The organism is Pontibacterium sinense (genome assembly GCF_015209595.1).
GTDB lineage: Bacteria > Pseudomonadota > Gammaproteobacteria > Pseudomonadales > Balneatricaceae > Pontibacterium > Pontibacterium sinense.
Genome location: NZ_JADEYS010000002.1, coordinates 179,007 through 193,752, shown reverse-complemented (window position 1 = coordinate 193,752; position 14,746 = coordinate 179,007). Strand labels below are relative to the sequence as shown.

The window sequence follows — 14,746 nt, the reverse complement described above, 5'->3', positions numbered from 1 at the left end:
TTAACCCAGCTATGCATTTCGTGGAATGCTAACGCTACTCTGTTAAGCATTTGTTTCAATGTGATTTTTCTTAACATAACCTGATTAAAACGATCGTTCAAACATTTGTTTGATATATATCAAGCCCGCCCGCCTCTCCTGCTGCCCTGACTACGTTTTTTTGTACCTGGAATGAACCCTTTATCAAATAAGATAACGGTATAAATTATATTGGAGCTCTGTTTTTTTACTCCTGTAACACTATGGTTATACTGAGCAAATTAGAAAACCGTTCTCCATTCTCATGACAAGGAACGACCATGCTGCAGACCTCAGCACTCGTTGGAACACTAAAACAACAACTAAAAGCCAGCGGTAAAACCTACGCCGATATCGCACGAGACCTACAACTCAGTGAAGCGTCCGTTAAGCGTTTATTTTCCGAGAACAACTTCTCTCTACATCGACTGGAGATGATTTGTGATTCGATCGGAATTACGTTTACCGATCTGATTGAAAAGATGGCCCAGCAGCAACAAACGCTTACCCAGCTCACCCTCGAACAGGAAAAGGAGGTCGCTGAAGATGTCGTATTGTTATTGATCGCGGTAAGTGTAATTAACGGTTTTTCCTTCGACGATCTACTGAAGCAGTACGACGTTGGTGAACCTGAATGTGTCCAGAAGTTGGCGAAGCTAGATCGCCTAAAATTAATCGAACTGCTTCCGGGTAACCGTATCCGCCTGCTGGTCTCACCCAACTTTAACTGGTTGCCCAACGGTCCCATCCAGAAGTTTTTCCAAGAGAAAGTTGAACAGGATTTCTTCCGTTCCCGATTCGACAAGCAGAACGAAAAACTTCTCGTCCTCAATGCGGTACTCTCCCCTGCCGCCAATGCTGAACTGCAACGAAAAATGCAAACGCTCGCACATGATTTTAACGCCATCATGAAACGGGATGCCCAGCTGCCGCTGACCGACCGTAAAGGCACAACAATGGTTCTGGCTTTGCGACAATGGCAGTACAGCCTATTCAATAACTACCGTAAGAAATAAACCGAGCCGGATCTGAAGTGTCGCATTCTGCAACTTCAGGTCGTGAACATTAATACTTTAACGCGTTTTCTGTATCACCCCAGCAACGATGGTGACACTGCCCTTATATTCATCACGAGGGTAATTTCTATGTCTCTGCTTCGTTCCATTTGCCAATTCAGTTTGTCCGCCGCTTTATTAGCCTCAGCTTCAACGCATGCCGCCGGATCGCTCAAGCCTGCAAACGGCACTTTGCCTGACCTTTTGATTCAACAGCATGACGTTGATGTCATCATTCAGGATGGTTACGCCGTCACCCAAGTCGAACAGGTCTTTAGCAACCCTAATACTCAACCCTTGGATGCCATCTATTCCTTTCCCGTACCTGATAAAGCGGCCGTAGGCGAGTTCACCTATTGGATAAACGGTAAGCCCGTCACGGGAGAGGTCGTTAAAAAGCAGAAAGCACGTGAAATTTATCGTGAGGAAAAACAAGCCGGACACAATGTCGCCATTGTAGAGAAGGACAGCTACAAAACGTTCGATATCAGTGTAGCGGCTATCCAGCCACACACCGACGTACGTGTACGCCTAGTGTATGTACAACCCACCCACGTCGACAGTGGTGTCGGACGCTACGTGTATCCGTTGGAGGACGGCGGTGTTGATGAAGCGAAACAGGCATTCTGGAACCGCAACGAACAAGTCCAGAAACAGTTCAGTTTTAACGTACATCTGCGTAACAGCTACCCGATTGACGGTCTTCGTATGCCCCACCAGCCCTCTGCTAATATCACACATTCAGACGCATACAACTGGAATGTCGAATTACTCAGTGCTGCACACAGTGGAAATACCCGCAGCCCATCAACCGATGATGATAGAAGCGCTCAAACGCCGCAGGTAAACAATACACCACCAAGCACACCTGCCGCCCAACTGGATAAAGACCTTCTACTGTATTGGCGCCATACCGACGCGTTGCCGGGTAGCCTTGAAATGACGACCTACAAAAAAGACAGTCAGGCAGCAGGCACCTTTATGTTGACGCTGACCCCCGGTGATGACCTGTCTCCCCTAAAGAGTGGACGTGATTGGATCTTCGTTCTGGACGTATCAGGGTCGATGGCCGGTAAATATTCAGCTCTGACCGAAGGCATACGGCAGGGGCTGGCGCAGCTCAGTCCGAACGACCGATTCCGCATCGTTCTGTTCAATGACTCCGCCCACGATTTCAGCGGTGGCTTCTTGCCCGCGACGCCAGAACGCATTACCCCAATGCTGGATAAACTCGACCAATACCAACCCAGTCGCGGAACAAACCTCTATGCGGGAATGAAAATGGGTTTGCGTAAGATGGATAGCGACCGCGCCACAGCGATGGTGCTGGTCACCGATGGCGTTGCCAATGTCGGTGTAACCGAAAAAAACGCATTTCTGAAACTGCTGAAAGCCGCAGACCTTAGGCTCTATACCTTTGTCATGGGGAACAGTGCCAACCGCCCCCTATTAAACGAAATGACCAAAGTGTCCCAAGGCTTTTCTCTGTCGGTGTCAAATGCCGACGACATCATGGGCCAAATCATGCTGGCAGCCGACAAAATGAGTCATCAGGCGCTGCGGAACATTAGCATCAACTTCGACGGGGGACGTATTGCCGACCTGACCCCGGAGCAAATTGGTAGCCTTTATAGAGGGCAGCAGCTCACAGTGTTAGGGCATTACCGCAAAGCCGGACCGGTCAAAGTCACACTAACGGGTGATATTGGTCATGAGAGCCGGACATATACCACAGAAATTCAGCTGCCTGACCAGTCATTGCTGAACCCCGAGTTGGAACGCCTATGGGCCTATGCCACCATCGAAAATCTCCAGGCTAAAATAGATTATCTCGGTGCAGACAGCGACAGCAAACAAGCAATTACCTCCATCGCCACAGATCACGGATTAGTCACCGACTATACGTCGATGGTTGTGTTGGAAGAGGATCGTTTTAAAGCACTGGGCATCGACCGAACCAATGCACAGCGTGTTGCGGTAGAACGTCAGGCACGTGAGCAACGCGTGCAAGCACCGATCACTCAGCGCAGAGCTGACAAAGCACAGCCAATGTTCGATAAACAGCGGGCGACAGTAGGTGGACGCTCGGGTGGTGGCGCAGTAGACCCGTGGATGATTCTGATCTTACTCGTCCTCATAGCATCCACGCTGTACCTGCGTTCACATCCGGATGATGCAAATGCGTAACCAGATGTCACTTCCACCAGTACACCATGGAGCCGCCTTCTGGCGGTTCCGGTGGCCCTTACGCACGCTGATCGCCTCGATTACAGTCCTGTTATTCGCAGCTCTAGATTTGGGGCAATTCTGCTTTGATCGCGTGGCTATTGTTCATAACGGCGAATGGTGGCGCCTGATAACCAGCCATCTGGTGCATAGCAATACGTCACACCTGTTCTGGGACGTAATTACCTTCGCAGCGGTATCTGCTTATCTAGAAAGGAAACAACCCGACTTAGTTGTTCCTGCATGGTTGTTGGGTATGGTCAGCGTCAACCTGTTACTGCTGTCTCCGCTATCAGATTTGAGCTACTACTGCGGACTCTCGGGCATGCTCTTTACGCCCCTTACACTCGCAGTCATCATCTACCAGCGAGGAACCAGTGGACTCATTGGGTGGCTACCGATGCTGGTATGCGCCACTAAGTTGTTATGGGAGCTTCTTCGGACACAAACCCTATTGGTGAACACCGATTGGCAGGCATATCCTGAATCACACGCCGCGGGCGTTATTGGAGGGCTATTCGTTTATCTGTGTGTTCGGCTAAAGAAACCCCCCACACTTAACGCTCATCAGCTAGCCTGAGCGACCACATCAACCCCAACCAGACCATTTTTCTCAAGCACCCGATACACTTTACGACAGGTTTTGCCTAACTGATCGAGTTCCCCCAGGTTAGGCACCTCTCCCTGATCGATCCGCATCTCCCACTCTTCCAGCTGTATAGCAAGAAAATCGAGTAGTTTCTTTGCACAACCGGTACAAATTCCACTACACATCTGATCGACAGGCATCTCGAATGGCATTGCATCTCGTACTTCGTCAATCAATTTACGCATTGCAGTTGGGGTATCTGGTTTCACGGTCAACGCTCTCTACAGCCAAAACAGTCACATGAGGCGCTCATGAAACCATATCTGGGCAACCGCAAACATGATATCCGTCAGGTCTGTATGAAATGAGCGATCTTCGTGAATGTTTCCAAATCTGAAAAGTTAAATTGCATATATGCCTATAGTTCACATCAGTTCGACTAATTATACTTAACCAATTGAATTTAAAGCCCCTCTTATATCCAAACAGGCCCTGCATATGTCCCTTAAGCTTACTGTTGTTGATCAGTCCCCGGTTCCGGGAAAAGCCCACCCTCTCAGTCCGGTGGCGCTTTCAGCGGAGTTGGCTAAAGCCTGTGATACTTGGGGATACAGCCGCTACTGGGTTGCAGAACACCACAACAGTGGCAACTTTGCCGGACCTGCGCCTGAAATCCTGATCAGCCATATCGCCAGCATTACTGAACGCATCCGTGTAGGTAGCGGTGGCGTCATGCTGCCCCACTACAGCCCCTACAAAGTCGCTGAACAGTTTCGTTTGCTGGAAACGCTGTTTCCGAATCGTATCGATCTGGGGATTGGGCGTGCGCCGGGGGGCGATGGTCTTGCCAGTCACGCGTTAGCTTTCCCGGATTCACCTTCTCACGAAGATAACTACGCACAACAGGCAATGTTACTAAAAGCATTTCTTGATAAGTCAGTCCCATCAGAACACCCCTACCATGATCTGCGCGTCATGCCTGATGATGCGCCAACGCCTGAAATGTGGATGCTGGGTTCCAGTGGTGGCAGCGCATCCCTTGCCGGCCATGTCGGGATGAACATGGCACTGGCGCTCTTCATTGGTCCTGAAGATCGCCCTGTGAGCATTGTCGATGAGTATGAAGCCGCATGGCGTGAAGCCGGTCATCCCGAAGATCCTCAATCCATGATTGCAATATCTGCCGTGTGTGCTGAAACAGAGGAGCAGGCGGCGCTGATCGCAGCTTCACAGGCATACTGGAAAGTGATGGCCTTCCGCCACGGGATTCGTGAGCCGCTAAACAGTCCGGAAGATGCTCTCAACTTAAAAGCCAAACTCAGTGTTTCTGATCAGGCGTACTTTGACGAGACTCTGGCGTCAGTGGTACATGGCACTGTTGATCAATGTCACGAACGCCTCCAAGCACTGGCCGCACGTTACCGTACCGATGAGCTGGCACTGGTAACCGTCACTTATGATTATGAAGACCGCCTGGACAGCTATCGACGTCTGGCGCAACTAGTGACCTAGCGGACGAATAGGTACTCATTGGTCCATTGCCTCTCCAAATTGCCCCTCCAAGCTGGTGCAATTCTGCGAAATTACTTGCTTTGCGGGGGCTAAGCATTGGCCTATGCGTCCAATGTTGGCTTATCCCTGAGCTAATCTATCAACCCTCCGGGTTAATAGTGACCTAAACCACGATATGGCATATCATTTCCGGCTGTTTCTAATAAACAAATCGAGTAGAGGAAAGCATGTCGGAAATTGACGTGATGATCGAAGATATTAACCTTTGGCAAACTCAGATGTTCGCCCTGAATTATCCCGATCACGATGCGATCAAAGCCGAGCTGCTGGAAGCGATTTACAGCAACCAGGAACAGCAGCAAATGCCGATTGAAAGTGAAGTTGCTACTGATGCTAAGCACGGGCTCTATGAAAGTAAGCTGGACTTTCTGACCCAGCCGATCCCACCCATCCGCCAATTGCGCGGTTTTGTGGAAGACATGCTGAGCACAGTGGCAACCGCGGTAAATCAAGACTTCTGGCCCCGAGGGGCGATTGGTACTGCCGAGATAACAGAATCCTGGTATCACATCACCCAGAATGGCGGTTACCACGATGCTCACTCTCACCCCAACTGTTCGTGGTGTGGTATCTATTACGTTGATGCCGGCGAATGCGAGATTGTGACGCGCAATGGCAGCAACCGTTTCTACGACCCACGCTTCTGTGCTGATCAGTACCTTGATGCTGGGACGGCCTACATCAACAACAACGGCTTTTGGGACTTCCAACCGACGGAAGGCCAGATTGTGATCTTTCCTTCATACCTCAAGCACTCCGCCCTGCCGTATTTTGGTCAGGAAGACAGGGTCGTTATCGCGTTCAACAGCGTCATCAAACTGGATTAAACGTCATCGGATACTGAAAGGCAGCGCGCCCCTACGACCAAAAGCTGAGGCCGCCTGTCGCAATAATTTGTTGAAAATAACCGGGAATCTGTTGTCTTATGAATAGGAACAGTTTTCTGGATAAAGGGGTTAAGCATGCATGTATTAACGGGCCCCGAAGTGCTTTCACACTTCAGTATTGATTACTTCAAAGGCGCATCGACATTCGGTGCACTCTCCGATAGCACCCTGAACTGGTTGTTCCAAGAAGGCAAACTTTACGCGCTTGACGCGAATGAGGTTCTGTTTGAACCGAACGAACGTGGTGATGCGTTTTTTGTCATTTTGAAAGGCGCCATCGCGTACTACAAATGCCATGACGGACAGTATGCCCACATCCGAGACTATCAGGCGGGGGAACAAATTGGTTTTATGAGCATGATTGCGCTTCACGACCGTGTCGGCAGTGCCATCGCCGTACAGGACAGTATCGTTTTAGAGATCAATACCCATCTATTTCACAACCTCCACGAAAAAGCCCCGCTGGACTTTGGCGTGCTGATGATGAACCTCGCTCGGGAGATGGCCCGCACACTACGTTCCGTCGATAATATCGTCGTGAAGAAGGTTCATGAACATTCGTCCAGCGAATAGATCGATCATTCAGTATGCAAATACCCGATACCATGGCGCTAGTCGCCGCAATTCTGGCTCAACTAGAACACACACTAGCGGATACCCAGCGCGCTGCAGACGAAGCCCATCATGCAGCCACGCATGAAGAAAGCGTTGCAGAGACGCAATACGACACCCTCGGGCTGGAGGCTTCTTACCTTGCCGAAGGTCAATCTCGCCGTGTTGCCGAGCTACAAGATGCCATTGCTCGGTTCCACCAGCTGCCGCAGAAATCATTCGGGGATGACTCCCCCGTCACTCTGGGTGCGCAGATTCTTTTACAGGAAGACAATGGCAACCTTCGCCACCTGTTTCTTGGACCAGCAGCCGGCGGTGTTGAGGTCATGATAGGCGGGCAGCAGATTACGGTGATTTCACCCGCGTCACCGCTAGGAGCTGAACTGGTACAGAAATATCTGGGCGACGAAGTACATATCGGTCAGCATACCTGTGAAATAATAAAAATTTGCTGATCTGCGGTTGAACAACCGGACGACTATATCGATGTCACAACTAAAATATCTCAATGCTTATCCAGATCACCTGAAGCAACAAGTGACGCAGCTACTGAAGGATGAAAAGTTAGGTCCCTTGCTGTTAGGTAAATATCCGCAGCAACATCAAGTACGAACGGATCGTGCTCTTTACGCGTTCACGATGGACCTGAAAAACGATTACCTACGCAAGTCTGCCCCCGTCAGTAAAGTGATCTACGACGACAAGATCAGCGTCACACGCGATGCACTCGGCCTGCATACACAAATCTCACGTGTACAAGGCAACAAGCTGAAGTCGAAAAACGAGATACGTATCGATTCAATCTTTAAACGTGGGCCAGAGGCTTTCTTACGTATGATTGTGGTCCATGAACTGGCCCATCTACGGGAAAAAGATCACAACAAAGCGTTTTACAAACTCTGTGAACACATGGAACCGGACTACCACCAGCTGGAGTTTGATCTTCGATTGTACCTTACCCATCTAGATCAGGTCGGCAAGCTCTACTGAGTCCGCTATAATGCTGCCCTCATATTAATCTTCAGGTAGAAATCTCATTATGAAAGTTTGTGGCGTTGAGCTAACCGGCAGCGAAGCTATCATTACCCTCCTCTCGCTTTCCGACGGTCTGTTTGATATTCCGGATTGTCGCCAGCGTAAGCTCACCCTGCACAACCCAAACAATCAGGAAGAGGTTCAGCACTTCCAGTTTACATTTCGCAAGCTTATGGAAGACTACGGTGTCGAGTGCGCCGTTATTCGTCAGCGTCCAACGACTGGCAAATTCTCTGGCAGCGCCGTCGGTTTTAAACTGGAGGCAGCAATTCAGCTGATCGAAGGCCTTAAGGTTGTCATGACTCCTTCATCTGAGATCAAAGAGCAGTTGAAGCGAAATCCAATCATGATCGATTTCCGCGAAACCGGCCTGAAAAAGTTTCAGGAACCTGCGTTTATCACTGCGTATTGCTACCTGAACCATATGCACTACAACGGGTAATCACGCCCTAAAAAACACATTAAAAAACCCCTGCAATACATTGATATTCAGGGGTTTTTAGTTACACCAAAGATCTCAGAAAACTAATCGTTCATGATTGTTGCAAGCAACCGTCTGACGCTTTCAGGCTCAAAGGGTTTGTCCATCATGGCATTAACACCTGACTGCGCCACATTGGCAAGATGAGTCTGATTCGCTTCTGACGTTACCATCAGCACGGGGACGTGACTGTGGGTTTCTGACCCACGAATAAACTCAGTTAGCTCCACGCCGTTTACTTCAGGCATGTTGTAGTCGGTTACCACTAAATCAAAACTCTCACCGCCAAGAATAGTTATCGCTTCAGATCCATCGGCTGCCTCAGTCATTCTGGTGATACCCAGATTACCCAAAACCTTCAAAATCACTTTACGTGCTAATCGGCTATCGTCTACGACCAACACCCGCAGCTCTTCCGGATCATACAATTCCAGATCCAGATCTTGGGTTGTCAGCAGATCAAGCGTGGAACTGACTGCCCGTGACAAGTTTTCATGCGTGAACGGCTTCGGTAAGATCGCCACAACCCCCGACTGTTTAAACTCTTCTAGTCGCTCACGGCGCGATTCACTGGTAATCAGCATAAACGGTAGATCTTCTAACTCTTCCTGTCCGCGGATCTCACGTAGTAGATCCAGCCCACTGCCATCGGCAAAATACAGGGAGGAGATAACTAAGTCAGGACAGATCTGATCTATCCGTTCCAGCGCTTCTTCTTTACCGCTCACAAAGTCAATGTTGTTCACACCCTCACGGCTCAATTCATGCTCAATCATTCTACGCTGAGCATTTGAGGGCTCTACAAGTAAGATATTAAGGTCTGATGGTCTCAGGTCATCCATAGATATTCTCCATATCAACCGGATGCAGATTACAACGTCGATACACCCGTACAACTCCGCCCAGGCTGCCAGAACAACTGCAAACGATGCTAAATATCCAGCACCTTTCCCGGGTTCATAATATTATTCGGATCCAGCGCCCGCTTCAGCGTCGCCATGATCTCCACTGCATTACCATGTTCGGTACGCAGATACTCTTTTTTACCACTCCCAATCCCATGTTCACCTGTACAGGTGCCGCCTACGGCCAAAGCACCCTCAACAACTTTAGCAGACAATTTCCGTGCTGCTTCAAGCTCGTCACAGTCAGCCGGATTGAAAACAATTAGCAGATGAAAATTACCGTCACCAACATGCCCAACGATTGGGCATAACAGATCACTTTCTTTCGCCGCTTCTTCCGCAGCCAGAATACAATCGGCAAGCCGCGAGATAGGTACACACACATCCGTGGTAATCGCTTTAGCCCCTGGCTTCAGCGACTGGGCTGCAAAATAGGCGTTGTGTCGGGCCGTCCAAAGCGCGTTTCTGTCTTCGGTGTTGTCTGCCCAGCGGAATTGGGTGCCGCCATTACTGCCTGCAATTTCTTCAAATAGATCAATCTGTTCCTGAACGCCTACAGGCGAACCATGAAACTCCAGAAACAGTGTAGGCGCTTCTGCAAAGCCTTCCAGTTTTGAGTACTTAATACAGGCTTTCATCTGCAAATTATTGAGTAGTTCGATTCGCGCCATGGGAATCGCGGCCTGCATCGCTTCGATAACCGTATAGACTGCACCTTCTAAGTTTTCGAAGCTGCATACAGCCGACCGAATTTGCTCTGGCACAGGATGAAGGCGAAGCTGCACCTCAGTAATCACCCCAAGTGTGCCTTCGGCCCCCACATACATGCGTGTCAGGTCATAACCCGCCGCGCTTTTGCGTGCCCGCGTCCCGGTACGGATGATCTCTCCCTGAGGCGTCACGACCGTGAGGCCAAGTACCGCTTCACGCATCGTGCCATACCGTACCGCATTTGTTCCGGATGCACGTGTAGACGCCATGCCGCCAATACTGGCATTTGCACCCGGATCAATAGGAAAGAACAAGCCATCGTAGCGCAGTGCTTTATTGAGTTCTTCGCGGGTGACACCAGCCTGAACACGGCAATCCATGTCTTGCGGATTGATTTCGACGATCTGATCCATCTCTGACAGATCAAGACAAACCCCACCTTGTGTGGCAAGAAGATGGCCTTCAACAGAGGTGCCCGTACCGTAGGGGATCACAGGAATATGATACTGATGACAGAGACGCACAATCTGCGCTACCTCTTCGGTACAAAAGGGATAGATCACAACATCAGGTGGCATGCAGCCGTAACTGTCTTCACCCTGTCCATGTTGTTCTCGAACCGCCTGCGACAGATGGATACGATCACCGTACAAAGGCGCTAGATCGTTAACCAAAATCTGTAAATCTGACTGATGAAAAGGCCGTGTTACGCGATTCATAAGCACCTCCCGTGCTCCGCTTATTCTTATTCTTTTCCTGCATACTACCCCAGTATACATCGGTGAAGCAGTATCCAGATCAACGTAGAACTCAAGCAGCCCCGTTCGGATCTCAAAATACCGGAGATGACTCAGCCACTCTGCACTGAAGTTCATCACCCGTCATCGGTTTACCAAGCAAATAGCCCTGGGCAAAATCGCACCCCTTATCCCGCAACATTTTCAGATTTTCAGTTGTTTCCACACCCTCTCCGATCAATTGCAGATCGAGATTTTTTGCCAAGTTCACAACCGTGTCCACCAGCATGCGGGACGATCTGTTCTCGTTGACCTGCTGTACGAAGGATTTATCAATTTTGATAAAGTCGATCGGCAGCTGCGTCAGGTAACTCAGCGAAGAGTAACCCGTACCAAAATCATCGATTGCGATGGTTGCTCCGCTGTTTTTCAGTTCGTTCAGTACGCACAACGCCTTGTCAGGCCCATCGATCAACATGCGTTCGGTTATCTCAATGGTGAGATCAACGCGCGACGCGACATCCATCGCCAACTGAAGCCAGCTTTTCATCGCCGCTTCGGTAGAGGAAAACACCCGTGGTGATACGTTCACGGACAACGCAATCCGCTGTCCAACATGTTGCTCTAAGCGATAGATAAAATCGCCCGCCTCCGCCAAAACAAAACGATCTATCTCATTCACCAGACTGGTCTCTTCCGCCAGAGCAATAAACTCAGAAGGTGGAATGTCACGCCCATCGATATCACGCCAGCGCACCAGCGCCTCACACTTAGTAATTTCGCCAGACCTAAGGTCAATGATGGGTTGATATACAACATAAAGCAGCTTATCAGCAATCGCCTGTTGCAGACGGGTATATAGCTTATGACGACTCTCGGAGCGTTCCTGCATGGCGTGCGTGAAGTACTGACAGCCATTACGTCCACTGCGTTTGACCTCGTACATTGCGTAATCCGCTTTCGAGATCAGGTTATCTGCTTCAACGCTGTCGTCAGGGAACACCGAGATACCAATACTCGCACCGCAGTATATTTGACGATCCATAATCGCATAGGGTTTTCGTATCTCAGTAAGAAGCTTCTCTGCTACATCAATGGGGGCGTATTCATTAGTAATCTGACGCAACACAACAGTAAATTCATCGCCGCTAATACGCGCTACAAAATCAGACTCCCGCAAACTGTTACGAATGCGCTGAGCGACACTTTGCAATAACTTGTCACCGGCAACATGGCCATAGTTGTCATTCACCGGTTTAAACTTGTCCAAATCGATAAACAACACCGCAAGCTGGGTATTGGTGCGCTGAGCCGCTGCCACCGACCATTTGAGATTTTCATAAAAGTAGGAGCGGTTGGGTAATCCGGTTAACAGATCGTAATTTGCCTGCCGCTCTACCACCTCACTGAATTTTTTACGCTCGGTAATATCTTGCACTGCACCGGTGACTTCGTATTGCCCCTTGTCACGCTGTTCCGCATTTCCAATCCAGCGTATCCAACGGTGTTCGGTGCCAGTAATATTTAGGCTCAGCTCGATATCAAAGGATTTTCCCTGCTCCATTGCATCAAGCAACGCTAGCCTTAATTTGTTGGCCTGATGTTCATCAAACAATTCAAGGATACTCTCCATACCCCAGCCTTGCTCACGCTCAGAGATACCCAAAATACTGGACGCGTGACTACTCCAGAGCAATTGCGACTGGCCAGCAGGAATCTTCCAACCGTTAATATTCGCAACCTTACTCATCTCACGCAGCAAGCCTTCGTTGTCATGAATCTTCTGCTCATACAAACGCTGCGCATCAATCTGTCGTCGTTGCCACAGGAGGAATAGAAATAGCAGTAACCCCAGTGATCCGGCAAAGCCACGTAACAGTACTACACCTTGGCGATTGTAATTCCATCCCTCTTTCGGACGGGCCGCAAATTGCCAGGTTCCATCACCAACACGAATCGTTGACCTCAGTGAGCGTGAATCCTCAAACAATGCACTGTCACCATAGAACGTCTCACCGTTTCGACCCAAGCCATCACGCCCACGAATTGCAATATCGACAGAAATATCAGGTTCAAACAGACCCGCCTTGCGATACAGATCATTGGCTAGAAACGGCGCCGACAGGATCCCCCAGAAATACTCTTCACCGAACTCATCAACTGACTTCACACCGGCTCGGGCAATAAATGCTAATCCACCTTGCACAAGATCAATCGGACCCGCGACCGCCAAGCGACCACTATTACGAACCCGCATGACCACGTCCAACTGATCCGCCTTAGTACGATAATCCAGCCCCAGCGCTCTCTGATTACCCTTTAGCGGATAAACCAGATCGATCACCATATCTGGAGCCGCCGCCAAGTTAATTAACAACGGCTTTTGTCGGAAAATCGCTTCGCTGTACCGATTGAACTGAATCTGGTCAATGTCGGGATTGACGGCAACATGTGCCGACATACCACTGACATATGCCAGGTTTCGGTTCACGATACCTGACATATTCGCGGCAACCGCATTCAACTGCTGCAGCACGTCGACTTCCAGATCTTTGAAATGGTCCCGTTCCAACTGGGCTTCTACACTCTGTTCAGCCACATAGATCACCCCCAGAGCCAAAAGATAGAGCAACCAGACATATTTAAGACGTCGCCCATAGTAGAAACTGCATATCAGCAACAGGCCTAGTCCGATTAGCACCAGTGTCTGGGTGCTGCTCACGTCCAGCTCCTCGGAACTATTGATATCAAATATGAGGTCATCAACATCCATATCTTTCTTGATCATTCCTATAGCACGCAGGTTGCTAACCATTCGCTCCCAACGCAGGCTATTGTTGTGACCAATCTCGGTGTAGGGATACGCCATATAGGTATCGATGACATCAGAAAAGGCCAGGTTATACCCTTCCAGATCCTGATAGCTAAACAAATACCGGGGTAACTCACGAGCGATTCGCTGCGCAATTTCCTCTTTGTGTGTGAGCGCATATTCCCAACCTTTCAGGCTGGCACGCACAAAACGCTCAACTTTTTCCGGATCGGATTCGATCACGCGCTGGTGGGTAAACAAGGTATCGCCGTAAAAATCCAGACCGAACTCAGATGGCGAAAGTTCATGTAATGAAATGCCTCGCTCGCGCGCTTCATACTGGGCAGAAATACTGTACGTCGCGATAGCCTGGGCTTTGTTCTCTAGCAAAGTACTAATGGTGGGAGGGTCATCGACAAATCGGGTATCGGCGAGATCAATATGACGGGAGTGAAAAAGTGCCTGCACTTCCGCACGGGTAAAATCATCAAAGGGGGTCGCGACAGTCAGTTTTGCAAGATCGTCAACACTGGTCAGTTGGGTACCGGGCAGTGCAAAAACAGAATGAGGGCTGCGCTGAAAGATCGGGGCAAGCACAACAAGATCTTCGCCCCGGTCACGATGGACGAGGATATCCAACGCACCAATTGCAAAATCCGCTTCACCGGAAACTAACTCTTTTACCGGTGCTTTTAACTGCCCACCGGGTCCAGAAGCAGGCCGTATCTCTACCTCAAGCCCTGCTTCATCATAATATCCTTGCCAGAGTGCCGCATAATATCCGGCAAACTGGAACTCATGTTCCCACTTAAGCTGCAATACAACCTTGTCGTTGCCATACGCCACCTGAATACATAGCAGCGCCGCAACAAACCACCTCAAGGTACTACCAATCATCAAACAACACCTTCTTCAGCTAATTCGCTGAGATACAATCCAACAACATACTATCAGTCACACCAAACACACGCCAACTAGGCAAAGGGCGTGGTTTCGGCCCAAAAACGAGAAAGCGGCAGGAACCATCAAGGCGCGACAATTTCTTTTACGATTGAACGCTAAATAACTAAAGGGAAATTTGATGACGGGCTTGGTTTCAGATGCTG

General features: G+C 49.6%; 13 protein-coding genes. 9 read left to right on the top strand and 4 right to left on the bottom strand.

Annotated features, from left to right (window positions below; genetic code table 11):
• Positions 1-299: 299 nt before the first annotated feature.
• The 3 genes from IOQ59_RS03140 to rrtA all read left to right on the top strand — a co-directional run bounded on the left by IOQ59_RS03140 (position 300) and on the right by rrtA (position 3,879).
• Entirely contained in the window at positions 300-1,034 is a 735-nt protein-coding gene (locus tag IOQ59_RS03140) for a helix-turn-helix domain-containing protein (protein WP_193951800.1), read from the top strand.
• A gap of 129 nt (positions 1,035-1,163) precedes the next feature.
• A complete protein-coding gene (locus tag IOQ59_RS03135; protein ID WP_193951799.1) occupies positions 1,164-3,260 on the top strand; it encodes a VIT and vWA domain-containing protein in 2,097 nt (698 codons plus the stop codon).
• Positions 3,244-3,879, top strand: coding sequence for a rhombosortase (gene rrtA / locus IOQ59_RS03130; protein WP_307726987.1), 636 nt, complete (start codon positions 3,244-3,246; stop codon positions 3,877-3,879). The genes IOQ59_RS03135 and rrtA overlap by 17 nt, the downstream gene beginning before the upstream one ends.
• Here the strand turns inward: rrtA and IOQ59_RS03125 are convergent.
• The gene (locus IOQ59_RS03125) at positions 3,867-4,157 is read right to left on the bottom strand and encodes a hypothetical protein (protein ID WP_193951797.1); all 291 of its coding nucleotides are present in this window, start codon (positions 4,155-4,157) and stop codon (positions 3,867-3,869) included. The genes rrtA and IOQ59_RS03125 overlap by 13 nt on opposite strands.
• 229 nt (positions 4,158-4,386) lie before the next feature.
• On the opposite strand from IOQ59_RS03125, the gene IOQ59_RS03120 reads away from it, so the two are divergent.
• The 6 genes from IOQ59_RS03120 (at position 4,387) to IOQ59_RS03095 (ending at position 8,436) form a co-directional block, all read left to right on the top strand.
• The gene (locus tag IOQ59_RS03120) at positions 4,387-5,400 is read left to right on the top strand and encodes an LLM class flavin-dependent oxidoreductase (protein ID WP_193951796.1); all 1,014 of its coding nucleotides are present in this window, start codon (positions 4,387-4,389) and stop codon (positions 5,398-5,400) included.
• Positions 5,401-5,627: 227 nt separating this feature from the next.
• Positions 5,628-6,287: a TIGR02466 family protein gene (locus IOQ59_RS03115; RefSeq protein WP_193951795.1), complete on the top strand. Its 660-nt coding sequence runs from the start codon at positions 5,628-5,630 to the stop codon at positions 6,285-6,287.
• A gap of 135 nt (positions 6,288-6,422) precedes the next feature.
• A complete protein-coding gene (locus IOQ59_RS03110; protein ID WP_193951794.1) occupies positions 6,423-6,920 on the top strand; it encodes a Crp/Fnr family transcriptional regulator in 498 nt (165 codons plus the stop codon).
• A gap of 14 nt (positions 6,921-6,934) precedes the next feature.
• Complete coding sequence (locus IOQ59_RS03105; RefSeq protein ID WP_193951793.1) at positions 6,935-7,414, top strand: GreA/GreB family elongation factor; 480 nt, start codon at positions 6,935-6,937, stop codon at positions 7,412-7,414.
• A gap of 31 nt (positions 7,415-7,445) precedes the next feature.
• Positions 7,446-7,949, top strand: coding sequence for a M48 family metallopeptidase (locus IOQ59_RS03100; RefSeq protein ID WP_193951792.1), 504 nt, complete (start codon positions 7,446-7,448; stop codon positions 7,947-7,949).
• A gap of 49 nt (positions 7,950-7,998) precedes the next feature.
• Positions 7,999-8,436 (top strand): DUF3010 family protein, encoded by a 438-nt coding sequence (locus IOQ59_RS03095; RefSeq protein WP_193951791.1) that lies wholly within the window; start codon positions 7,999-8,001, stop codon positions 8,434-8,436.
• Between the two features lie 83 nt (positions 8,437-8,519).
• On the opposite strand, the gene IOQ59_RS03090 is transcribed toward IOQ59_RS03095, so the two are convergent.
• From IOQ59_RS03090 to IOQ59_RS03080, 3 genes are all read right to left on the bottom strand, one after another.
• Positions 8,520-9,317: a response regulator gene (locus tag IOQ59_RS03090; RefSeq protein ID WP_193951790.1), complete on the bottom strand. Its 798-nt coding sequence runs from the start codon at positions 9,315-9,317 to the stop codon at positions 8,520-8,522.
• 89 nt (positions 9,318-9,406) lie between these two features.
• The gene (locus IOQ59_RS03085) at positions 9,407-10,810 is read right to left on the bottom strand and encodes an FAD-binding oxidoreductase (protein ID WP_193951789.1); all 1,404 of its coding nucleotides are present in this window, start codon (positions 10,808-10,810) and stop codon (positions 9,407-9,409) included.
• Between the two features lie 112 nt (positions 10,811-10,922).
• Complete coding sequence (locus IOQ59_RS03080) at positions 10,923-14,537, bottom strand: EAL domain-containing protein (RefSeq protein WP_193951788.1); 3,615 nt, start codon at positions 14,535-14,537, stop codon at positions 10,923-10,925.
• Positions 14,538-14,746: the final 209 nt, after the last annotated feature.